At 48.9% G+C, this 22,550-nt stretch carries 22 protein-coding genes; 8 read left to right on the forward strand and 14 right to left on the reverse strand.

Translation table 11 applies throughout. The features are described from left to right. Nucleotides 1-11: 11 nt before the first annotated feature. Both HMPREF2661_RS09320 and HMPREF2661_RS09325 read right to left on the reverse strand, forming a co-directional pair. Nucleotides 12-881 (reverse strand): DUF1853 family protein, encoded by an 870-nt coding sequence (locus HMPREF2661_RS09320; protein WP_070823513.1) that lies wholly within the window; start codon nt 879-881, stop codon nt 12-14. A 39-nt stretch (nt 882-920) separates the two neighbouring features. Further along, the gene (locus HMPREF2661_RS09325) at nt 921-1,736 is read right to left on the reverse strand and encodes an RNA methyltransferase (RefSeq protein WP_070823594.1); all 816 of its coding nucleotides are present in this window, start codon (nt 1,734-1,736) and stop codon (nt 921-923) included. A 175-nt stretch (nt 1,737-1,911) separates the two neighbouring features. Between HMPREF2661_RS09325 and HMPREF2661_RS09330 the strand changes: the two genes are divergently transcribed. From HMPREF2661_RS09330 to HMPREF2661_RS09355, 6 genes are all read left to right on the forward strand, one after another. Continuing rightward, the gene (locus HMPREF2661_RS09330) at nt 1,912-2,697 is read left to right on the forward strand and encodes an inositol monophosphatase family protein (RefSeq protein WP_049323527.1); all 786 of its coding nucleotides are present in this window, start codon (nt 1,912-1,914) and stop codon (nt 2,695-2,697) included. A gap of 263 nt (nt 2,698-2,960) precedes the next feature. Beyond that, complete coding sequence (gene proB, locus HMPREF2661_RS09335) at nt 2,961-3,764, forward strand: glutamate 5-kinase (RefSeq protein ID WP_049323529.1); 804 nt, start codon at nt 2,961-2,963, stop codon at nt 3,762-3,764. 9 nt (nt 3,765-3,773) lie between these two features. Beyond that, nucleotides 3,774-5,024: a glutamate-5-semialdehyde dehydrogenase gene (locus HMPREF2661_RS09340; RefSeq protein ID WP_070823515.1), complete on the forward strand. Its 1,251-nt coding sequence runs from the start codon at nt 3,774-3,776 to the stop codon at nt 5,022-5,024. An 88-nt stretch (nt 5,025-5,112) separates the two neighbouring features. Beyond that, nucleotides 5,113-5,424, forward strand: coding sequence for a Grx4 family monothiol glutaredoxin (gene grxD / locus HMPREF2661_RS09345; RefSeq protein ID WP_003681608.1), 312 nt, complete (start codon nt 5,113-5,115; stop codon nt 5,422-5,424). Between the two features lie 146 nt (nt 5,425-5,570). Continuing rightward, nucleotides 5,571-6,197: a uracil phosphoribosyltransferase gene (gene upp / locus HMPREF2661_RS09350; RefSeq protein WP_003746048.1), complete on the forward strand. Its 627-nt coding sequence runs from the start codon at nt 5,571-5,573 to the stop codon at nt 6,195-6,197. Nucleotides 6,198-6,294: 97 nt separating this feature from the next. After that, nucleotides 6,295-6,612 carry a DUF2322 family protein gene (locus tag HMPREF2661_RS09355; protein ID WP_049323534.1) on the forward strand — a complete coding sequence of 106 codons (318 nt, stop codon included), beginning with the start codon at nt 6,295-6,297 and terminating at the stop codon, nt 6,610-6,612. A 62-nt stretch (nt 6,613-6,674) separates the two neighbouring features. Here HMPREF2661_RS09355 and trxA read toward each other — a convergent pair whose 3' ends face one another. The 9 genes from trxA to HMPREF2661_RS09400 all read right to left on the reverse strand — a co-directional run bounded on the left by trxA (nt 6,675) and on the right by HMPREF2661_RS09400 (nt 14,907). Then, a complete protein-coding gene (gene trxA / locus HMPREF2661_RS09360) occupies nt 6,675-7,007 on the reverse strand; it encodes a thioredoxin TrxA (protein ID WP_003681479.1) in 333 nt (110 codons plus the stop codon). 126 nt (nt 7,008-7,133) lie between these two features. Next, nucleotides 7,134-8,699 (reverse strand): ABC transporter ATP-binding protein, encoded by a 1,566-nt coding sequence (locus HMPREF2661_RS09365; RefSeq protein ID WP_049323535.1) that lies wholly within the window; start codon nt 8,697-8,699, stop codon nt 7,134-7,136. Nucleotides 8,700-8,784: 85 nt separating this feature from the next. Further along, nucleotides 8,785-10,338 (reverse strand): fatty acid--CoA ligase, encoded by a 1,554-nt coding sequence (locus HMPREF2661_RS09370; protein WP_049323537.1) that lies wholly within the window; start codon nt 10,336-10,338, stop codon nt 8,785-8,787. Nucleotides 10,339-10,643: 305 nt separating this feature from the next. Continuing rightward, nucleotides 10,644-11,429, reverse strand: coding sequence for a TatD family hydrolase (locus HMPREF2661_RS09375; protein ID WP_049323538.1), 786 nt, complete (start codon nt 11,427-11,429; stop codon nt 10,644-10,646). Nucleotides 11,430-11,433: 4 nt separating this feature from the next. After that, complete coding sequence (locus tag HMPREF2661_RS09380; RefSeq protein WP_003746058.1) at nt 11,434-11,787, reverse strand: PilZ domain-containing protein; 354 nt, start codon at nt 11,785-11,787, stop codon at nt 11,434-11,436. A 10-nt stretch (nt 11,788-11,797) separates the two neighbouring features. Next, nucleotides 11,798-12,778: a DNA polymerase III subunit delta' gene (locus HMPREF2661_RS09385; RefSeq protein ID WP_004520841.1), complete on the reverse strand. Its 981-nt coding sequence runs from the start codon at nt 12,776-12,778 to the stop codon at nt 11,798-11,800. A 322-nt stretch (nt 12,779-13,100) separates the two neighbouring features. Next, nucleotides 13,101-14,417 carry an MFS transporter gene (locus HMPREF2661_RS09390; RefSeq protein ID WP_049323540.1) on the reverse strand — a complete coding sequence of 439 codons (1,317 nt, stop codon included), beginning with the start codon at nt 14,415-14,417 and terminating at the stop codon, nt 13,101-13,103. Continuing rightward, a complete protein-coding gene (gene ccoS / locus HMPREF2661_RS09395; protein WP_049323541.1) occupies nt 14,414-14,602 on the reverse strand; it encodes a cbb3-type cytochrome oxidase assembly protein CcoS in 189 nt (62 codons plus the stop codon). The genes HMPREF2661_RS09390 and ccoS overlap by 4 nt, the downstream gene beginning before the upstream one ends. Next, nucleotides 14,602-14,907 (reverse strand): HLGFF motif protein, encoded by a 306-nt coding sequence (locus tag HMPREF2661_RS09400; RefSeq protein ID WP_049323543.1) that lies wholly within the window; start codon nt 14,905-14,907, stop codon nt 14,602-14,604. Before HMPREF2661_RS09400 ends, ccoS begins: the two co-directional genes overlap by 1 nt. A 233-nt stretch (nt 14,908-15,140) precedes the next feature. Between HMPREF2661_RS09400 and HMPREF2661_RS09405 the strand changes: the two genes are divergently transcribed. Continuing rightward, on the forward strand, nt 15,141-16,337 hold the full coding sequence (locus HMPREF2661_RS09405) for an acetate kinase (RefSeq protein ID WP_049323544.1): 1,197 nt from the start codon (nt 15,141-15,143) through the stop codon (nt 16,335-16,337). A 184-nt stretch (nt 16,338-16,521) separates the two neighbouring features. Here the strand turns inward: HMPREF2661_RS09405 and HMPREF2661_RS09410 are convergent, their stop codons facing one another. From HMPREF2661_RS09410 to HMPREF2661_RS09420, 3 genes are all read right to left on the reverse strand, one after another. Then, entirely contained in the window at nt 16,522-17,787 is a 1,266-nt protein-coding gene (locus HMPREF2661_RS09410) for a histidine-type phosphatase (protein ID WP_049323545.1), read from the reverse strand. 141 nt (nt 17,788-17,928) lie between these two features. Further along, nucleotides 17,929-20,691 (reverse strand): TonB-dependent receptor domain-containing protein, encoded by a 2,763-nt coding sequence (locus HMPREF2661_RS09415; protein ID WP_049323547.1) that lies wholly within the window; start codon nt 20,689-20,691, stop codon nt 17,929-17,931. A 383-nt stretch (nt 20,692-21,074) separates the two neighbouring features. Continuing rightward, nucleotides 21,075-21,536 carry a c-type cytochrome gene (locus HMPREF2661_RS09420; protein WP_049323549.1) on the reverse strand — a complete coding sequence of 154 codons (462 nt, stop codon included), beginning with the start codon at nt 21,534-21,536 and terminating at the stop codon, nt 21,075-21,077. A 132-nt stretch (nt 21,537-21,668) separates the two neighbouring features. On the opposite strand from HMPREF2661_RS09420, the gene HMPREF2661_RS09425 reads away from it, so the two are divergent. Then, complete coding sequence (locus HMPREF2661_RS09425) at nt 21,669-22,493, forward strand: SDR family oxidoreductase (protein WP_049323551.1); 825 nt, start codon at nt 21,669-21,671, stop codon at nt 22,491-22,493. The last annotated feature ends 57 nt before the right edge of the window (nt 22,494-22,550 follow it).

Consider the following 22,550-nt stretch of genomic DNA (forward strand, 5'->3'; position numbering starts at 1 on the left):
AGTAAAGGGTTTCAGACGGCCTTCATGATGCGTTCGATTTCGTGCCAAAAGCCGTCCGGCCGTAATTCCAAAACGGCAATCAAGCCTTGGTCGATACGGCGGATTTCGGTTTCGCTCAATGTTTCAGTTTCGGCAACTCGCGCAGGGGCGAGGTAGGCCATGCGGTCGAGCAAGTGATAACGCGCTTCTTGGCGTTCAAACGTATATTCCGCCCAATCTTGAATATAGATGCCGCGCCAGCAGTATGGATTAAGTGGCGGCTCAAAAGCATGGAAACCTTGTGGAAAAAATCCGATGCCGCGCACGATGGAAGCAGGGAACGGATTTTCCGACAGACCTTGTGCGGTTAAGGTTGCTTTGCCTTGCGGCGTATGCAGCAGTTTGGATTGCTGCACCAATTTGTCGGCTTTGTCCGTCAGCGTGTCTTTAGGGTTGAGGCCGCGCAGGTTTTGCGCTTGGTCTCCGCCGTAGTATTTACACGCCAGCTCGATATGGTAGGGCTGTTGGTTGAGGGAAACGACAAAATCCGCGGCACCTAAGGTTTGGCCGTCTGAAAAAACGGGCAGATTGTATGCGTGCAGTTTGGCGTGCGGCGCGTTGGCAAACCAGAAAGCCAGCAGCTCTTCGGCATAAATGCCGAGACGGTGTCCGAATGGGGAACGTTGGGCGAGGTAATCCGTCAGCGGCGCGGGATCGGCATCCAATGCCAAAAGATATCGGAAACCGTGTTCCCCCAATAGTTCGCGCACGCTCAATTCGCAACCGCTTTGCCACAAAGGCGGCGCAGTCAGCAGCGAGGCGAGGTCGCGGACGGGTTGGCTGGTGAGTTTCCACCATAATGCGTCTAGGGCGTAATTCATGCTTATCCGAATATCAGTCATGCCGTCTGAAAGGCTGGAAATGTTTTCAGACGGCCTTAATCAGTCTTTTTTATGGATACGGTGGCTGACGGTATTGAAAAAACCGCGCAGGATATCGATGTCTTCGGTTTGCGTGTTGGCGCGTCCGAACAGGCTCTGCATACGGCGCATCAGGCGCTCGCCGTTGCGGCGGTTGAAAAAGCCGATGTCGTTCATTACGCTTTCCATGTGGGCGACCATGCCTTTGATTTGCTCGTGGGTCGCGGCGTGGTCTTCCTGTTGCAGATGGGTCATGGGCGAATCGGTTTGACTGAAGATTTCGTAGCACACGACCTGCACAGCTTGGGCGAGGTTGAGTGAGAAATAGTCGGGATTGCCGTTGATGGTCATCAGTCGGTTGCAGGCTTGGACTTCTTCGATACTCAAGCCGAAAGTCTCGTTGCCGAATACCAGCGCCACTTTCTCGCCGCGGTTGGCGGCCTGCAGTAATTCGGGTACTAAGTCGCGCGGCGTTTGCAGCGGGGCGGTGATTTCTCGGCGGCGGCTGGTCAGGGCGCAGGCGATGGTGGTATCGGCAAGGGCTTCGTCCAAAGAGGCGGCAATGGTGGCATTTTCCAAAACGTCTGCCGCGCCGGAAGCGAGGATGAAGCTTTCTTCCGGTAATTTAAACGATTGCGGATGCTCCGGATCGAATACGGGTGGATTTTCCGTCATCGGCGTTGCCATCAGATTGGGGGCGACGATGGTCAGATTGTGCAGGCCCATTGTTTTCATGGCGCGGGCGGCGGAGCCGATATTGGCAGGATGGCTGGTGCGCGTGAGGATGATGCGGATGTTGTTCAGATAAGCGGGCAGGGCGGGTTTTTCGGAAGTCATGTTTTGTTTTCTGTTTGTACGGGAATCAGGTATAATGCGCCATCTTTTTGTTTTCAGACGGCCTTTTTCCATGCCGTCTGAAATGTTCTTTAACAGCATCGGAAACGATTAACAGCCTCTTGTGTGCCTTGTTCGGCGCATTAGGGCGTATTTTACCTGAATTAGGAAGAAAACCATGAATCCGTTTTTAAATACCGCTTTCAAAGCCGCCCGTAAAGCAGGGCAAATGATGATTCGCGCCGCCGGCAATCTGGATGCCGTCAAAGTAGACAGCAAAGCATTCAACGACTTCGTTTCCGATGTTGACCGCAGCTCCGAAATGATTTTGGTGGAAGCGCTCAAAGAAGCCTATCCGCATCACAAAATCACTTGCGAAGAAGGCGGCTCCCACGGTAAAGCCACCGCCGAGTACGAATGGATTATCGACCCGCTCGACGGCACAACCAACTTCCTCCACGGCCATCCTCAATACGCCATCTCTATGGCACTCCTGAACAAAGGCGTGTTGCAAGAAGCTTTGGTGTACGCACCTGAGCGCAACGACGTATACATGGCTTCCCGCGGCAAAGGCGCGTTGCTCAACGACCGCCGCATCCGTGTCTCCAACCGCATCGAATTGAACCGCTGCCTGATCGGCACCGGCTTCCCTGTTGTCGATCAAAGCATGATGGACAAGTATCTGGCGATTTTGAAAGATTTCTTGGCCAAAACCGCCGGCGGCCGTCGTGAAGGCGCGGCTTCTTTGGATTTGTGTGCCGTTGCGGCAGGCCGTTTGGACGGTTTCTTCGAGTTCAACCTCAAACCTTGGGATATTGCCGCCGGTGCATTGATTGTCCAAGAAGCAGGCGGTATCGTTACCGATATGTCCGGCAATGAAGGCTGGTTGGAAAGCGGCGACATCGTTGCGGCCAATCCTAAAGTATTGGCGCAAATGTTGAAAATTATTTCCGACCATCAATAAGCGTTTGTAGGGAACAGTCTGTATTTATCTTTGCAGACTAGAGTTTCAATAATTGGTAAAAGGCCGTCTGAAACCTGAAATAGGGTTTCAGACGGCCTTTTGTTTTGTTGTTAATGGATTCGGATAAGAGCTGAAAATATGGCTTTTGAAGGAGGCACTTTTAATTTTGTCTGTATTTTCTATTGCTTCGCAGTTATGATGTAGATACGTTTGGCTGAAATAATGCCGCTTGCAATCATAAAAATAGAAAGCAGAGGAGAATAATGAAACGAGATTTTGAAGCAGTAAAACGCATTGTCATTAAGATTGGAACCAGTTCTTTGGTGTTGCCAAACGGTAAAATCAATTTGGCAAAAATCGACCAACTGGCCTTTGTCATTTCCAGCTTGGTCGGAAAGGGCAAGGAAATTGTGCTGGTGTCTTCCGGCGCGATGGGCTTTGGGCTGAATGTCCTTAACATGGAAAAACGTCCGGTGGAAATGGCGCAGCAGCAGGCTGTTTCCAGCGTCGGCCAAGTGGCCATGATGAGCCTTTACTCGCAGATTTTTTCCCATTATCGGATGACGGTATCGCAAATCCTGCTGACGCGCGATGTGGTCGAATATCCGGAAAGTTTGGCAAACGTTACCAATGCTTTTGAATCCCTGCTTTCCATCGGCGTCATCCCTATTGTCAATGAGAATGATGCGGTCAGCGTGGACGAGATGGACCATGCCACCAAATTTGGCGATAACGACCGTTTGTCGGCAGTCGTGGCGAAAATCGTTAAAGCCGATTTGTTGATTATGTTGTCCGATATCGACGGTTTGTTTGATAAAAATCCGGCCGTTCACGCCGATGCCAAGCTGCGCAGCCATGTTGCCGATATTACCGAAGAAATTATTGCTTCTGCCGGCGGCTCGGGCAGTAAGTTTGGTACGGGCGGCATGCTCAGTAAGATTAAGAGCGCGCAGATGATGTTTGAACATCACGGCCAGATGGTGTTGATGAACAGCGCTAATCCGCGCGATATTCTTCAGGTTTTAGATGGCGCGCCTATCGGAACGTGGTTTGCACAAGAGAAATAGGGAGGTTGGATGAACTATATCGAACAGTTGGGCAAGAATGCCCAAAAAGCCAGTAAAACGTTAATCAGCTTGGGAAGCTTGGAAAAAAACAATCTGCTGCGTCAGGTTGCAACGGCTTTGGTTGAACAGGCTGAGATGATTTTGGCAGAAAATGCCCGCGATTTGGCTGCTGCAAAAGAAAACGGCATTTCGGACATTATGCTCGACAGGCTGCGCTTGAATCACGAACGCATCAAAGGCATTGCGGAAGGCGTTGGGCAGGTTGCCGATTTGCAGGACCCGATTGGGCAGGTTGTCCGCGGCTATACCAATCTGGACGGTTTGAAGATTGTTCAAAAACGCGTGCCTTTGGGCGTGGTTGCCATGATTTTTGAAAGCCGCCCAAATGTTTCGGTCGATGCGTTTTCTCTGGCCTTTAAAACCGGCAATGCCATTATTTTGCGCGGCGGTCGCGATGCCATCCATTCCAATACTGCATTGATTGCCGTCATTAGGCAGACTTTGATAAAAGCGGGAATGGATGCCGATGTAGTGCAGCTGGTCGAAGATACCAGTCATGTTGCTGCCGAGGAATTGATGCAGGCGGTCGATTATATTGATGTGCTGATTCCGCGTGGCGGCGCGCGCTTGATTCAGACGGTGAAAGAGAAATCGAAAGTTCCTGTCATTGAAACCGGAGTCGGTAATTGCCATATTTATGTGGACGACAGTGCCGATTTGGAGATGGCGGTCGATATCGTCGTGAACGCCAAAACGCAGCGTCCGAGCGTGTGCAATGCCGCTGAATCTTTGGTTGTCCACGAAAAGATAGCAGAAGCGTTTTTGCCCAAACTGGAAGAAGCCGTTGCCAAAGTGCATCCGGTCGAATTTAGAGCCGATCAGGAAGCATTGCGTATGTTTAAAAATGCTGTTTTGGCAACCGAGGAAGATTACAGTACCGAGTTTCTTGACTATATTATGTCGGTCAAAACGGTAAAATCAGTGGAAGAAGCCGTCGATTGGATTAATGGCCATACGACGCATCACTCGGAAGCGATTGTGACCCAAAGCATTGCCCATGCCGAGTTTTTCCAAGAAAGCATTGATGCGGCGGCGGTTTATGTCAATGCGTCTACTCGGTTTACCGACGGCTTTGTTTTCGGATTGGGCGCGGAAATCGGTATTTCCACCCAAAAAATGCACGCCCGCGGCCCGATGGGTTTGGAAGCGCTGACTTCGACCAAGTTCTACATCAACGGCAACGGTCAGATCCGACGTTGATAAACGCCCCTCAACTTCATCAATTTGCGTATAATGGCGGGAAATTTGATTTTTCCCGAACAACCGATTTAGTAAAAAGGAACACACCATGTCCTCTATCCACGATCAAATCAAAGAAGTCGTTACCACCCACCGCGTCGTATTGTTCATGAAAGGCACGAAGCAATTCCCGCAATGCGGCTTCTCTTCCCGTGCCGTACAAATCCTGAATGCGGCAGGTTGCACCGACTATGTAACCGTCAACGTATTGGAAAACGATGCCGTACGCCAAGGCATTAAAGAATACAGCGACTGGCCGACCATTCCTCAACTGTACGTTAACGGCGAATTTGTCGGCGGCTCCGACATTTTGATGGAAATGTATGAAGCCGGCGAACTGCAAGAATTGCTGAAAGCTTAATCATCTGCAATATTCCGTAATGTAAAATTGTTGACAAAGGCCGTCTGAAACCCTGATTCAGACGGCCTTTCGCATGAATACGCACTTTGCGCGCCATGCGAAAAAAAGTATAATCCCCCTCCATCAACGCAATTCGGAAAATCAACATGAACGTTACCGTTATCAACCACCCTTTAGTCCGCCACAAACTCACGCTGATGCGTGAAGCGGATTGCAGCACTTACAAATTCCGCACGCTTACCACCGAGTTGGCACGTCTGATGGCATATGAAGCCAGCCGTGACTTTGAAATTGAAAAATACATTATTGACGGCTGGTGCGGCTCTATCGAAGGCGACCGCATCAAAGGCAAAACGCTGACCGTCGTCCCGATTTTGCGTGCCGGTTTGGGTATGCTCGACGGCGTACTCGACCTGATTCCGACTGCCAAAATCAGCGTTGTCGGCTTGCAGCGCGATGAAGAAACTTTGAAACCGGTTTCTTATTTTGAAAAATTTGTCGACAGCATGGACGAACGTCCCGCGCTGATTATCGACCCAATGTTGGCGACCGGCGGCTCTATGGTTGCCACCATCGACCTTTTGAAAGCCAAAGGTTGCCGCAACATCAAAGCATTGGTATTGGTTGCTGCGCCGGAAGGCGTGAAAGCCGTCAACGAGGCGCATCCTGATGTAACCATCTACACTGCCGCGCTCGACAGCCACTTGAACGAACACGGCTACATCATTCCAGGCTTGGGCGATGCCGGCGATAAGATTTTCGGTACACGTTAATTGAAATGTTTAAGGCCGTCTGAAAAGTGTCAAACCTAAACTTTCAGACGGCCTTGTTATATGGTTTGCTTTAAAACCCACATCAGAAAGGACAATCATGAGCTTCCAAGATAATCTGGCCACCATGCCTGCCATCAATCATTTGAGCGGCTTGGATATTCTCGATAAAGAGGGCAATGTGGTTCATCACATTCCCAATGCACCCGGCAAACAAGGCTCGCTCAAGCTTTACCATGCTTTGGCGCAAGAGTTTGACGGTAAACTTGACGCAGCGGCGGCAGAACGCGGTCTGGCATGGTTTGCCGAGCATGTTGCCGATGCCGAAGCCAATCCGGGTAAGCATCCGAATATTGATTTGCTGTTTAAAGTGAAGGCTGAAAATGCCAGCCTGATTTTGAAACCATTGGCTGCTTAATGAATACAAAAAAGGCCGTCTGAAAATTGTTTTCAGACGGCCTTTTTATATGCTTTAAAGCCTTAAGCGATAGAGGCTTCAACGAATGCAGTCAGTTGGCCTTTAGCCAATGCGCCGACTTTAGTGGCAACGTTTTCGCCGTTTTTGAACACCATCAGGGTAGGGATGCCGCGAACGCCGAATTTGGCAGGAGTGGCTTCATTGTCGTCGATGTTGATTTTAACGACTTTCAGACGACCTTGGAACTCGGAGGCGATGTCGTCCAAGATTGGGGCAATCATTTTGCAAGGGCCGCACCATGGTGCCCAGAAGTCCAGCAATACAGGTACGTCGGATTTCAAAACGTCTTGTTCGAAGCTGGCATCGCTGGCGTGGATAATCAATTCGCTGCTCATGTTTGTTTCCTTTTGAATCGGGATTAATAAATATGTTGTTCAGAATAGTGGCAGACAGGGAAAATTTCAAGTGCCGTCGCCCGGTAATAGTTTTTTTGAAATGCGCCTATCGTAATCTTTAAAGATTCAGACGGTCTCTTGAACCATGTGGCCGGAGTGTGCAATCAAATGGCGCGTGTAGTCGCTGCTTGGATTGGCAAATACGTTTTCACATTCGCCTTCTTCAACGATTTTGCCGTCTTTCAATACCATCACGCGGTGGGAGATAGCGCGGATAACCGCAAGGTCGTGGCTGATGATGATGAAGGCGAGGCCGTATTCTTTTTGCAGGCCGCTGAGCAATTCAAGGATTTGTTGTTGCCATTGGACATCGAGCGCGCTGGTTGGTTCGTCCAATACGAGGATTTTCGGGCGGACAATGATGGCGCGGGCGATGGCGAGGCGTTGGCGCTGGCCGCCGGAGAATGCGTGCGGATAGCGTTCGAGTGCGTCTTCGGGCAGACCGACTTGTTTGAGGACTTCTTCGACGCGGCGGCGCATTTCTTCGCGCGGCATTTCAGGTTCGTGCACGCGTAAGGCTTCGGAAACGGTATCAAAGACATTCATGCGCGGATTGAATGCGCCGAACGGGTCTTGGAACACCATTTGGATTTTGCGCCTCAATTCGCGTTTCCATGGCTCGCCGTTGATGTGTAGGCTGCCTTCGGAGTCGATAAGGTGCATAACGGCTTTGGCCAGTGTGGTTTTGCCGCTGCCGCTTTCGCCGATGATGCCTAAGGTTTCGCCAGATTTGAGGTCGAAAGAAATGGGGTTGAGGATGGTTTTGTCGCGTTTTTTAAACCAACCGTCCGATTCTTTGACGGAAAAGGCGACGTGTTCGGCCTTAAGTACGGTGGCCGGGTTTTCAGGCAAGGGGGCGACGCGGCGTGTTGTGCCGGCATTGAGCAGCATTTTGGTGTATTCGTGTTGCGGATTGGCGAAGACTTCGGCTGCTTTGCCGGTTTCAAGGATGCGGCCGTTACGCATAACGGCGATGTCGTCGGCAAAACGGCGCACGAGGTTTAAGTCGTGCGTAATGTAGAGCATGGTCATGCCGTGGTCTTCCTGCAGGCGCGAGAGCAGGTCGAGAATTTGGGCTTGGACGGCAACGTCTAATGCGGTGGTCGGTTCGTCGGCAATCAGGAGCTTGGGTTGGGCGGATACGGCCATGGCAATCATGGCCCGCTGGCGTTGGCCGCCGGAAAGTTGGAACGGATAAGCCTGGGCTTTTTGCTCGGGCTGGTGGATGCCGGTTTCATCTAGGAGTTCGATGGCGCGCGCCCATGCCTGTTTTTTATCCAAACCCAAATGCAGGGTCAGGACTTCGGCGATTTGTTCGCCGACGCGCATAACGGGGTTGAGGGCGGTCATGGGTTCTTGAAACACCATGCCGATTTCGCAGCCGCGCAGCTTTTGCAGGGCGCGTTCGGACTGGGTCAGCAGGTCGGTTCCGCAATATTTCAGACGGCCTTCAAAGCTAACCATCGGGTTGAGGCGCATAATGCCTTGCGACAATACGGTTTTGCCGCTGCCGCTCTCGCCGACCAATGCCAGCTTGCGGCCGGGTTGCAAGGTCAGGTTGATATTGTGCAGGACTTGCTTGCTCGGAAAGGAGCCGTTTAGGTTTTCGATTTCGAGTATAGGTGTCGTCATGGTCGTGGCCGTCTGAAAAGGTTTGTGGAATACAGATTGTTTTCAGACGGCCTGCATGAATCAAGAGGCCGTCTGAAACAGCGGTTTAGTCTTGAAACTGTTCTTTGAGTTTGCGTTTTAACACTTTGCCGGTGGCATTGCGCGGCAGCTCGTCTTGGAAGATGATTTGTTTGGGGATTTTAAAGTTTGCCAGCAGGCCGCGCAGGTGGCTGCGGACTTCGGCTTCTTCCAGTTTCATGCCTTCTTTGAGTTGGATAAAGGCAATGATTTCTTCATCGGCGTATTGGTCTTTCACACCGATGACCGCGGCGGCTTCCACGGCATCGAGTTTGTAAATGGCTTCTTCGATTTCGCGCGGATAGACGTTTTGGCCTTTGGAAATAATCAGGTCTTTTTTGCGGTCGACGATGAAGATGAAGCCGTCTTCGTCTATGGTGACGAAATCGCCGGTTTTCAGCCAACCGTTGACGATGGTTTCATCTGTGGCGTCAGGCATATTAAGGTAGCCTTGCATAACCGAACCGCCTTTGATGATGAGTTCGCCCACTTCGCCGCGCGGCACTTCGACCAATTCATCATCGACGGCTTTCACGGTCAGGCCGGGCAGGGCGACGCCGACGCTGGCGGTTTTTTGGCGTTCGGGCGTATTGACGGCCACGACGGGCGAGCATTCGCTCAAGCCGTAGCCTTCCAGCAATTTGGCGCGCGGGAATTTGGCTTTGAAGTCGTCAATGGTTTGTCCGGCCAGAGGTGCCCCGCCGCTGATAAACAGACGGACGCGGTTGAACCATCTGAAATACCAAGGGATTTTGGCTTTGCTCATGGCAGTGTAAATGGCCGGTACGCCGAGGAAAATGGTAGCGCGTTTGAGCAAAACCTGTTTCAACACGTTGGAGAACGGGAAGACGGATTTGACCAAAATAATCGAGCAGGCTTGAGATATCGGCAGCAAAACCATGGCGGTCAGCGTAAAGCTGTGGAACATGGGCAAGAAGACGACGAAACGGTCTTTTTGCGAGATTTGGAAAATTTGTTCGATGCCCGAAAGGTTGGAAAACAGGTTGCTGTAACTGATTAATGCGCCTTTTGGGTGGCCGGTTGTGCCGGAGGTGTAGATAATGTGCGCCAAATCATTGACAGACGGCTGACGGCTCAGATTCGGCTTGCCGGGGAATGTGCGTGCGGCATCGAAATAGCTGTCTTCGCCACTGGCGGCTTTGGTTTCGCCAATCCAGATGATTTTACGGACTTTGGTTTTGGCTTTGATGTTTTTGAGTTCTTTGGCCAACGGCGCGGAGGCGAACATAAAGCGTGCGTCGCAGTCATTGAGGATGTAGGAAAATTCTTCGCTTTTCAAAAAGACATTGAGTGGGACGGCTACCGCGCCGATGGAAGTAATGGCGAAATAGGCGGCAATAAATTCGGGAGAGTTGGAAACGACCAGGGCGACCTTGTCGCCATATTGTACGCCTTCGTGTTGCAGATAGGCGGCGACGGTTTCTACTTCGTGTTTGAGGGAGGAATAGCTGATTTTTTCTTTGTCGTTGAAAATGACCGTGCCTTTACCGTTTTTTTGGCAGGCGGCTGTTAGCATGGCGTAAAAATTAGGGTGGGTGTGCATTTCGGAGTTCGTGTCCATATTGTGTCGATGGGTGTACGGTTTCGATGAACCGTTTATTTCGAAGGATAGGTTTTACATCCTATCAGTAAAATAAGCAAGAGGCCGTCTGAAAATACTTTCAGACGGCCTTGAGCTTTGCTGGGCTTAGGAAAGCAATATTTTGAATTTAAACTTATTTATTGTGTTGATGGAAATATTTCCATTCTTTAAAGGTCCGGCCGTCCGGAAGATGGCACAAGCCGATTTCGTTATCGTTTCTGTCTTGAGCTATTTCGAGTTTGCCGCTGCGTTTGAGGCAGAACCGGTGGTAGAAAGTCTTAGAACTAGCCGTTGTTCAGACGGCTGTCGGGTACTTTCTTAAACAGGCGATAGAAATTGTCGCTGGTGTTTTGTGCCAATGTTTCCAAGCTCTCGCCGCGCAGATTGGCTACGAATTCGGCTGTATAGCGGACGTAGGACGGCTCGTTTTGTTTGCCGCGTTTGGGAACCGGCGCGAGGAAGGGGGCATCGGTTTCTACCAAGATTCTATCGGCAGGGACGTATTTGGCGGCTTCCTGTATCAGCGGTGCGTTTTTAAACGTCACAATGCCGGAGAAGGAAATGTATAAGCCCAAATCTAAAGCGGCTTTGGCAAAGGCGACGTCTTCGGAGAAGCAGTGGATCACGCCGGAGTTGGTGTGGCATTCTTTCAAAATCCGCAAGGTGTCTTCGGCCGCATCGCGTGTGTGGACGATAACGGGCAGGCCGCTTTCGTTGGCGGCTTGGATGTGGTCGGCAAAGCGTTGATGCTGCCATGACAAATCACCTTTACACCAGTAATAGTCCAAACCGGTTTCGCCGATGCCGACGATTTTCGGATGTTTGGCCGCTTCTACCATTTCGGCGATGGTAAATTCCTCCGCTTCTTGGCTGTCGGGATGTACGCCGATGGTGCAGTAGATGTGGTCGTGCGCCTGGGCAATGTCGAAGACTTCGGCAAAACTTTGTTTGCTGACGCTGATGGCAAGCGCTTGTTTGACGCTTTGTGCTTCCATGTTGGCAAAGACTTCGGGCAGGCGGTCTTTTAGGCCGTCAAAGTTGAGATGGCAATGTGAATCGATTAAATGCATGGTATTACAGGGTAAAAGTAGTACGGTCGCTGCGCAGGCGCGGGCCGAGCTCGGCTTCGATCAGGTTTTTTGCCTGCTGGCAGCTTTCGTGTTCGGAAAAGGCAAGGCCTACGCCTTTGGGGCGGTGGGCCGAGGTGCGCGCCGGATTGATCCAAACGACTTTGGTTGGCAGGAAGCGTTTGGGATAGTCGGCGATTTCGACGGCCAAGAGAATGTCTTCGCCTAGGGAGAATACGTCATCGGTCGGCACGAACAGGCCGCCGTGTTCTAAAAACGGCATATAGCAGTTGTACAACAAATTGGGGTCTTTGAGTTGCAAAGCCAACATCTTCGCCGGAATGTCTTTTTTATTCATCATTTATTACCTGTTAGGGTTTGTTTTGCCAAAAATCTAAATATTCGATAAGCAGATACTCAAGCTGCATTTTAACACTCAAGGTATGGTATCCGTAAGGGTTGAGCGCGTTCAGACGGCCCAATAGGGCAAACAGCCTGCGTGAATCGGTTTTAGAGGCCGTCTGAAGCAGGGCTTGGGCATGGTGCGGATAATAAAGCGGCGCCATGCTTTGTTGTGCCAAACCGACATCCGTCAGCCACTTTTGCAGCCAGTCGATGAAAACGGCCAGCGGTTGCTTTTGTTTGTCGAACGCAGCGGCGTAGTCGAGTATGGCCAACAGACGTGGGGCAGCCAGCAGCGTCAGCAACTCTTCGCGCAATGCGTCCAATTCGGGAGTCGGTGTGAATAAAGGTGCGCCGCTGTGGAATGCCAACAAGGCTTCGGCATTTTCCACGCCCTGTTGACGCAGATATGCTGCAGCTTGTTCATGGGTCGGCGAGGGCAGCACCATCTGGCGGCAACGGCTTTTGATGGTGGGCAGGAGTTTGTCGCGCGCATGGGTAACGAGCAGGAAAACAACGTGTTGCGGCGGCTCTTCCAAAGCTTTCAACAAACCGTTTGCCGCCTGTGTATTCATGCTTTCCGCCGGATGTACCAATACCACGCGCAGGCCGCCGCGGACTGCGGTCAGGTAAATGTTTTCCACAATATCGCGCACGGCATCGATTTTGATTTGCAGGAGTTTGCGTCCTATTGCCTCGCCTTCGGGAATTTCCGGCGTGAGTTCGTAAAAGTCGGGATGCGTGTTTTGGCTGAACAAATGGCACGAAGCGCACTCACCGCAGGGTTCATGACCGGACTTGGGCGATTCGCACAGCAATGCCTGCGCGACAAAGCGAGCAAACTCGGTTTTGCCGGTATTTTCTTTGCCGGTAAACAGCCAAGCGTTGGGACGGTTTTGCCAATGGGCGGCGAGCTGTTGCCATTGGGTTTCATGCCATGGATAAATCATATCGTTTGGGAACTATAAGGTAGGTGGTTATTATACGCTCAGGCCGTCTGAAAAAGTTTTCAGACGGCCTTTTATTAACTGCCTAAAAATTAATCAAATATCGTTTTGTTTTGAAATATCAAACATTAAGCCGACTTATTCACAGCCTTTGCACACGCTTGTTTGGGGAAAATGTGCATTTTGTCCGGCGGTAAAGTTGTGCTTAAAATTTAGGCAGTCCTGTTTTTTAATGTTAAATCAGACAGTAATCTGATTTATGCACAAGCTGTCCACGCGATTGAACAGTGAAAATGTGCATGGTGGGGATATATTTCAGACGACCTTATTTGCTGATTTTCAACAAAGCGGTCAAATCTCCGATAAATTTCGGTTCCCGTTTGATGAGGTAAACAATCAACGGAAGATTACCCACGGCAACAATCAAATACAGCAGCGTGATGCTGTCAAACAACATCAGCAAAACTGCGCTCAGAATGGCAGCCGACACCATAAACACGCCGTTGATGATGTTGTTGGCGGCGACGGCGTGGGCGCGGAAGGTTTCGCTGCTGGCGGTTTGCAGCCAAGTGTAGAGCGGTACGGAGAAGAAGCCGCCGAAAAAGCCGATGGCCGACATGACGAGCATAATCGGATACGCTTGGGCTTGCGATAAAAACCAGATAATGCCGTTTAATTCGGTGAAGCGTTGGCCGTGGGTCAGCCACACCAGCAATAATCCACAGACAGTCAGACCCAATGTGCCGATAGTAACCAAGCCCAAAATCAGGCGCTCGTGGCTGAGTTTGGCGCATAATACCGAGCCGATGGCGATGCCGATGGAGAACAGCGCCAACATCAGGTTGAACACATTATCGTTGCCGCCCAAATGGATTTGCGTGAACGTCGGCAGTTGGGTGGTATAAACCGAGCCGACAAACCAAAACCATGAAATACCGATAATGGAAGTGAATACAGGGCGGTCGGCCACCGCTTCACGAATCAGCGAATTCGTGCCTTTGATGATGTTCCATTCGATTTTTGTGTCCGGCATTTTAGCGGCTACAGACGGCATAAACAGGCTGGTCATCGTGCCGCCGATGGCGACCAACAACACCAAACCGCCAACAATATACGGCGGAACGCCTGCAACTGCGGTGCCCAAAATCTGGCCGAGCAAGATGGCGATAAACGTACCCGATTCAATCAGGCTGTTGCCCATAATCAGCTCTTTGTCGTTGAGGTAATCGGGCAAAATGGCGTATTTCAGCGGGCCGAACAGGGTAGATTGCGTACCCATGCAAAACAGGCAGATTAAAAGCAAAGGCGCGGATTGGATGTAGAAGCCATACGCCGCCACTGCCATGATGATGATTTCCAACAGCTTGATCCAGCGCGCCAAAACGGCTTTATCAAATTTGTTGCTCAGTTGCCCTGAGAGCGCGGAAAACAGGAAGTAGGGCAGGATAAACAGCATCGCGCCCAAGTTCAGCATTTGGCTGGATGGCAGAAAGTCGTTTTTGCCCAAACCGTAAAAACTGATCATCACGAATAATGCGGTTTTGAACACATTATCGTTAAACGCGCCCAAAAACTGCGTCCCAAAGAGCGGCGCAAAACGGCGGGTCGTGTGGAAATTCAGATTATCTTTTTTAAGGCTCATTGTTCGGATTCTTTGTCTTCGTCTTTTTCGATCAGTTTTTCAGTGGAGTCGTCGTCCATCAAAATGCGGTGTGCAGGTCCTTCAAGGTCGTCAAACTGTCCGTTTTTACCCGACCACCAGAAAAACCAGCCGATAATAAAGGCCAAAATAATGCTGATGGGGACAAGGATAAACATACTTTCCATTACATCGCTCCGGTCAAATCGGTCAGGATAAAGGTTTTGCCGCTGACGGTCAGGTATTCGTTGCGCAGCGCGCCTATGTTTTTATCGTCAAAAAACAATTCGATACGGTCTTTAACCACGCGCCAGTATTGCGGAATATCGGTTTGCTCGAAAGGCGATAATACCGCCGCTGCGTCTGCATCTTCATTTTGCAGCTTGATTGCGAAGCGCCCGCTTTGCGGCGGATTTTGCGACTCATCGTCTGCCAACATAATAAAAAATCCGGCATGCTCGCCGTCTTGAGTGTGGATACTGAAATAATGCATATTGAAAATTCTTCAAAACCGCCGTCATTTTTCAGACGGCCTAAAATAAAATTCCGTCCATTTTACATCAAATATTAAGTCAAGCAGCCGATTACATTTTTTGTTAGAATACGGCGTTTACTTTGTTAATCTGTTCAGACCGCTACCCACTACGTCCCACAAGGGGTGCAACATAGCCGGAGCCGCAGTAAGGTCCCGACAAAAATGCCGTCTGAAACCTCAAGGAGCATAAAATGACACAAAAATTAATCTTGGTTTTGAACTGCGGCAGCTCTTCCCTCAAGGGTGCCGTATTGGACAACGACAGCGGTGAAGTATTGCTGAGCTGCCTGGCAGAAAAACTCAATCTGCCTGATGCCTTCATTACCTTCAAATTCAACGGTGAAAAACGCAAAGTCGATCTTTCTACCAAACCTGACCATACCGGCGCCGTTGAAGCCCTGATGGAAGAACTGAAAGCGCATGACCTCGACAGCCGTATCGGCGCCATCGGCCACCGTGTCGTCAGCGGCGGCGAATTGTACAAAGAATCTATTTTGGTTGACGACGAAGTCATTGCCGGTATTGAAAAATGCATTCCGCTTGCTCCTTTGCACAACCCTGCCCACCTTTTGGGCCTGCGTGCCGCACAGACCATTTTCAAAGGCCTGCCGAACGTTGTCGTATTCGACACTGCATTCCATCAAACCATGCCTGAACACGCTTACAAATACGCTGTTCCACATGAATTGTATGAAAAATACGGCTTGCGCCGCTACGGTGCACACGGTACCAGCTACCGCTTCGTCACCGACGAAACCGCACGTTTCCTCGGCAAAGACAAAAAAGATTTGCGCATGGTTATTGCCCACTTGGGTAACGGCGCATCCATTACCGCCGTTGCCAACGGCCAATCTCAAGACACCAGCATGGGCCTGACTCCGTTGGAAGGCTTGGTAATGGGCACCCGCAGCGGCGATATCGACCCTGCCGTTTTCAGTTTCTTGGCTGAAAACGCCAACATGACCATTTCCCAAATTACCGAAATGCTGAACAAAAAATCCGGCCTGCTCGGTATTTCCGGTTTGTCCAACGACTGCCGTACCATCGAAGAAGAAGCTGCCAAAGGTCATCCGGGAGCCAAACTGGCTCTGGAAATGTTCATCTACCGCTTGGCTAAATACATCGGCAGCATGACAGTAGCGGCAGGTGGTTTGGACGCCTTGGTATTCACCGGCGGCATCGGCGAAAACTCCGACATCATCCGCGAACGCGTATTGGGCTACTTGGGCTTCCTCGGTCTGTACATCGACCAAGAAGCCAACCTGAAAGCCCGCTTCGGCAATGCCGGTGTAATTACCACTGCCGACAGCAAAGCTGTTGCCGTTGTGATTCCTACCAACGAAGAATTGATGATTGCACACGATACAGCCCGTCTGAGCGGCCTGTAATCCTCGTCATTATTGAAAACAACCTGCCCGTAAGGGCAGGTTTTTTGTTGTGTATAGATGAAGAAAATTTTGAGAATATATTGAGAAAAGCCGGTAAACATTACGTTTGCCGGCTTTTCCGTTTGATCCACTCGCAGTTTCTGCGAATTCTCTTTTAAGTATTTTTCATAGGGTTGCATGAATGCTATTTTTTACCGTTCTTAATACCCTCACTCAACACCTGTTGAAAACGCTCGTAATCACAAAAGCCCTTTTCATCTTTTTCACAGCCTTTGAGCGTTAAAGCTGTTTGGTTTGGTGGTGTCGCTAAACTTAATGGCGTGGTGTTAATCAGCTGTTCGGTAGATTGATACACATAATCCAACTTAAATTTGAGCTTACCACTTGGTTTGTGCTTCCACACTTCAAATAGCAGCTTGCCACCGATTGGGATATTTTCCAATGAACCATCTAATTCATAAGGCTCAACACCTAATGCAGCCAGCAGAGCGACGATATTAGAATCGTGTCCAACCAATAAGTTAATTTTATTTTCGCTATTTAGCTGCTGCTGAATAAATGCCAATAACGGATATGATGCATTTTGTGCTAACGCTTCATTGTTTTTAAATAAAGTGCGGTAATATTCGTTTTTAATTTCGTTAATTGCGCGCCATTTTTCTTGGCTATCCACACGACCGTTTGCAATTTCAGAATCAGGCTTACCCACATAATGTGCGAGCAATAATGCACTGACAATTTTCTTCCCGGTGCTGATAGAACCCGTAATCTTGACCGACTTGCCGTCTTTGATACTGTATTCACCGACTTTTCCACCTAAATCACATTCGCCTTTTTGCAAACAGTTTGGTGAATTTTTATAATCGATGATTTCACTCAATAACGCATAATTTGGCACTAATTTTTGCTGTAAAGCGGTTAAATCAACGTTATTTTTTGCAGATTCAATCAAAGCTTGGCTTGGATTGTGCGCCTGCGTGTTAAAAATTGGATCTTTTTCTGAACCAATTTCACCGTGATGTTGCAGTTGAACATTACAGCCTGCAAAAGCTCCTGCCACAATGGCCTGACCTGTTGCAATGGTGCGTTGCACTCCATTCGCATAAGCGAAAATACCTTCACCCGATGCACAACGATCTGTCGTTAATAATCCTTTATCCGCAAGCCATTGTCCTAAATATTGGCCGAAATAGGTTTCTAGCACTGTCCCTTTTGCCGTGAGATAACCAGATGACACATCCCATTTTGCCCACGCATACGGGGAATATTTCGCCATTTCTTGCGGATCTTTTTCCACTGGTGAACGCAATCCGTGTCGGCTGAAAATCAATACTTTCTCTAATTCATAATCAGAACTTGAGGAAGTTTGACCATTTTCTGTTGCAAACGCACTACTTGCTAAAGCTGAGCCAAGCAAAAGTGCGGTGAATTTTAGGGTTATTTTTTTCATATTCGATACCTAATCATTTAATGTTGAAATTGAGCTATAAAAATTCAAGGCATATTTGGTGCCGTAAACTAACACCATAAATACTGCAACAATATTGACTACCGCTTAATCAGTGCAATATTAAGATACTGATAGATAGGTTTAGAACTTATAACTGATGGTAAACAGCAAAGTCCTGCCTCGTGCGTAGTTGTTCAAGACGGAGCGTGTCGTACCGCCATATTTGCCGTTGCATAAACCGTTGGCATCGCATTCGACCTCTTCATCATCCAAACCGCCTTTTCTTTCAAATACGCTGAAATAGCGCTGAGTCGCGGCATCGTTTGCGGCATCCAAAGGATCGATATAGCGTTTATTGAACGCATTTTGAATGTCGAAACGAAGGATAAGGTTTTTCTTCGGTTCATAATTGGCATAGAAATCAAAAATCAGCGGCTGTCTGTTGATGCTTTCTGTTTTTTTGATCACCCTTCTGCCCATTTGGTGTGAAGAGTAGGTATTGGCACCGGTTGTACCGTCAACAAATTCTTCCTCAGTCGTTGCCCGTGTGCTTTTGCCGTAATAGCGCATAATGCCGCCGATGGTCAATTTATTGCCCAACCATCGGGACCCTAATTCAAACCGGCCATAATCTCGGGGCAGGCGGGAAATTTTGCTTAAGCCGTAGCCTTGTTTGATTTGGTCTTCTTTAGAAGAGTTGCGGGGCGATTCGCTGGCATCGCTATAGTTGGTCGGCTGGTTGGTTTTTTGATAGGCGTAAGACAGGGTGGTAAAAAAGCGGCCGAAATCATAGTTCATTTCCACTTCCAAACCATTTTTATGGACAGGTTTGGCGTAGTTTCGATGTTGGATGGAGTATTGCAGGCCGGTACTGGTTACCCAGCTGGGTGCTTTATCCAAATCCCACCATTTGCCATAAACATTGTGGATATAGTTATTTATCCTGCTGCGATAGGCGACCAGTTTGAAACCCAATACATCGTCCGGCTTGAAAATCCCTTTTTTGAAGGTGTTGAAGCCTATTTGGTAAGTATTGGCCTGTTCCGGCTTGAGGGCGGTATTGACGCCCGAGTCGCCGATTTGTGAAAAATACATTTCTTGAATATTCGGCATTCTATGCGTGCGCGAATAGCTGATAAACGGCATAAAGTAGTCGTTGACATTGATGTTTAATGCCACCGAATGGTTTACTGCATGCTTTTTACCGGATTTGGTATAAACCGGTTCGTAAAGGTCGCAGCTTGGCGTGCAATGCTGTTTATAAATTTCAGAATCTTCTCCAAATGCTTTTTTAAAGTCTTCTTGGGTATTGAAGTAGTCGGTATATTCGCCCTTGTAGCGGTAGTTGACCATATTGGCACTGTAATTCAATTGATAAATGCCTTTTTTCAAGGAAGTATCAAAATAGAAGGTATTGAATTTTTGTTGGCCTGATGGTTGCAATATCGTTGATTTTTGGGGAAATATTCCTTTGTCGCCTTTGAAGCGGCCTAAAAAGCTGTACAAGCCGGCATCTTGATCGGGGCCGTCGTAAAACAGGCTCAGCTCTTCCGGAAAGCGGTTTTTACTGTATTGGTTTTTAAAGAAATTGAAACCGACGGTGGCTTTTAAATCTGTTTTGTTGGGAAGTTTGAAAGAGAAGCGGTTGTTGATATCCAAAAGATTGGCTGTGTTTTTGGTTTCCAAATAATCCAACAGCCCCCATCCTGAAAAACGTGAGTTTTTCGGATATTTTTGTTTACCCAGATTATGGGCGGCCAATACGTTTAAATCGACATAATCGCCAATGTTTAAATTGTAATTGGCTTGGTAGTTGCGGTTTTCTACTTTGCGGCTACCGATACGGTTGTTCATGGTACGAAGCTGAAGGTCCAGCTTGTTGTTGTCGTTTTCATATTCTACTTTGACCAAATGGCTGTTTGAGCGTTGTTGCAGGCTGGTCGGGTCGATTGGAGTCAGGTCCCATTGCGGTGCCAAATTCTCTTTCCAGCTTCTTTCCAAATCATCGACATAATCTCTTTGCAAAACTTCAGGATCGTTATATTTTTTGGAGAAAGGGTAGTCCCAATAGCTTTTGCCGACCGCATTGCGCTTGGAAAAGTCACGAACCCAGAGATTTTGTTCGTGGTCGAATTTCAATAAGTTGCTCTCAAAATATTCTTGTTTTTTACGGTCCAAATATTCCTCGCCAAAATTGCCGATACGCTGACCGCCGCCGCCTACTTTATAGTTTTGCTCGACATTACGGTGGCTGTAACCATATAACGCGCCAAGACGCGCTCCGCTGTCAAACCATTTTTGTACCGCTCCGGTTGCCATAAAGTTGCTTTTGGTGCTGTTTGTGCCGGTCAATCCTTTGGTTAAAAGGCCGAAGGTATGGTTTCCATGTACCACATCGTCTACCCGTAAAGTACGGAAATTGGCTGTACCGGATAAGGTATTGATGCCGTTGGCACCCGAGAAACTGCCTTTGGTTACATCCACGCCGGCAATAAAATTGGGATCCAGTGCCGTACCAAATTGCGAGGAGCTGCCGCTGCGTCCGGCATCGGCGGAAGTGGAATAGAAGGTTTGGGTTACGCCGTCAACCATCGTATTGACGCGTCCCAAACCGCTATCGCCACGGATATTGACCGCCAATACCCCCGATCCCTTGTCTTGTTGGGTGAAGACGCCGGGCATGCTCCGCACGATGGTATCGATGTTTTCGCTGGATTGATAAACGCGTTCACGCGAACTTTTGGCTTGGCCTTCGGTAAAAACTTTTTTCTCTTTGGCAATGTGTTTGCCTTTGACTTGAATTTCATCAAGCTCTTGAGTTGAAACCTCGTCTTCTGCGTGTGCGATACTTGTTATAGCCAGTAAAGATAATGTTAGTAGATTTAATTTGAAATTCGGATTCATGATAGTTACCTCAGAAACGAAGCTGCTACTTTATAACATATTATTAAACTTTACAAATATTTTAATAATGGTTTTTATTTGTTAAAAAATAAAGCAGATTTTTGTTTTAGGAGATAATCAATGCGCATATGATGAATCCGGCTGAAAAGATAAAGTAGGTTTAAATTTGAATCGGATCAGCCGGGAAGAGGGAAGATTTAATTGAATTTAAACGGCCGAAAGAAAAAAATTTGATTGCGATATGTGAATTGGTCCGTCGGTTTAAAATGAAACCGACAAAACATGAAATGCAAAATATAAAGTCGATAGGGAAAGGTTTGAAGCCAGTTGAAAAAAAGGCCGTCTGAAAATGATGTTTCAGACGGCCTTTATTGATTTAAGCCTTATTCCGGACCGCGGAATGTATCGTGGCAAGATTTGCAGCTTGCACCGGTTTCGCCGTAAGCGGCTTTGATTTCTTCAAGCTTGCCAGTTTGGGCGGCGGCGTTGAGTTTTTCAACTGCTGCGACGAATTTTTCTTCTTCGGCTTTGAATGTTGCCATGTCTGTCCAGATGGCAGGCAGGGCGCGGCCGTTGCCTTGAGGATCGGATTCAAACAGGGTGAACGGTTTTTTGCTGTTTTCAGCGAAGGTTGCGGCGGCTTGTTTGAATTTTTCTACGTCGTAAGGCTCTTCGTCTTTGACCATTTTGCCCATGCGGGTAAACTCGGGCATCATGGATTTGAACGCGGCCGTACGGTCTTCGGAAATTGGGCCTTTAGGCTGGGAAGGTGCGCCGCTGCCACCGCAGGCGGTCAGGGTAAGCGCCACTGCCGCCAAAGCGACAGGGAGAAAACGGGTTTTCATATGGAGTGTGTCCTATTGTGATGATATGATTATCGTTAAATTTAGAATCGGCCGGCCAAACACTCAGGCCGTCTGATAAGGCGTTATCATACCTTAAACCCAAGTCTGAAACGAGTATAGAAAGGAAACGATATGGCAATTTTGATTACCGGGGCATCGGCAGGATTCGGCGCGGCAATGTGCCGTACTTTTGTTGCGGCAGGATATCATGTCATCGGCGCGGCACGGCGCGAAGACAAATTGCAGCAGTTGGCAGAGGAATTGGGCGAGCAGTTTTACCCTTTGGAAATGGATGTTTCGCGCACTGAGTCGATTCAAAACGCTTTGAACAGCCTGCCCGAGCATTTATCCGAAATCGATTGCCTGATCAACAACGCCGGTTTGGCTTTAGGTCTGGATTCCGCCGATAAAGCCGATTTTGGCGATTGGGAAACCATGATTCAAACCAATATCATCGGCCTGACTTTTCTGACCCGCCAGATTTTGCCGCAAATGGTCGCGCGCAAACAGGGCTACATCATCAATTTGGGTTCGATTGCCGGCAGTTATGCTTATCCTGGCAGTAATGTCTATGGCGCGACCAAGGCTTTTGTGCGCCAATTCAGCATGAACCTGCGCGCCGAATTGGCAGACAAAAACATCCGCATTACCAATATCGAACCGGGCTTGTGCGGCGATACCGAGTTTTCCAACGTCCGTTTTAAAGGCGACGACCAGCGTGCGGCCGAGGTTTATGAGAATGTCGAGTTTATCCAGCCGCAAGATATTGCCGATACCGCTTTATGGCTCTACCAGCGTCCGGCGCGGATGAACGTCAATTCCATCGAAATCATGCCGGTTGCCCAGACCTTTGCAGGCATGAAAGTTTACCGCGACGAGCCTGCCCCGGCGAAGGAAGAAACGTTTGAAAAACAAAGCATGTCTTTGTTTGGAAAAATTAAATCTTGGTTTAAGTAATCGGCATCAGGCCGTCTGAACGTTTCAGACGGCCTCTTTGTTATCTGAAATTGAGTA

It is taken from the genome of Neisseria sp. HMSC061B04 (assembly GCF_001836705.1).
In the GTDB taxonomy this organism is placed as follows: domain Bacteria; phylum Pseudomonadota; class Gammaproteobacteria; order Burkholderiales; family Neisseriaceae; genus Neisseria.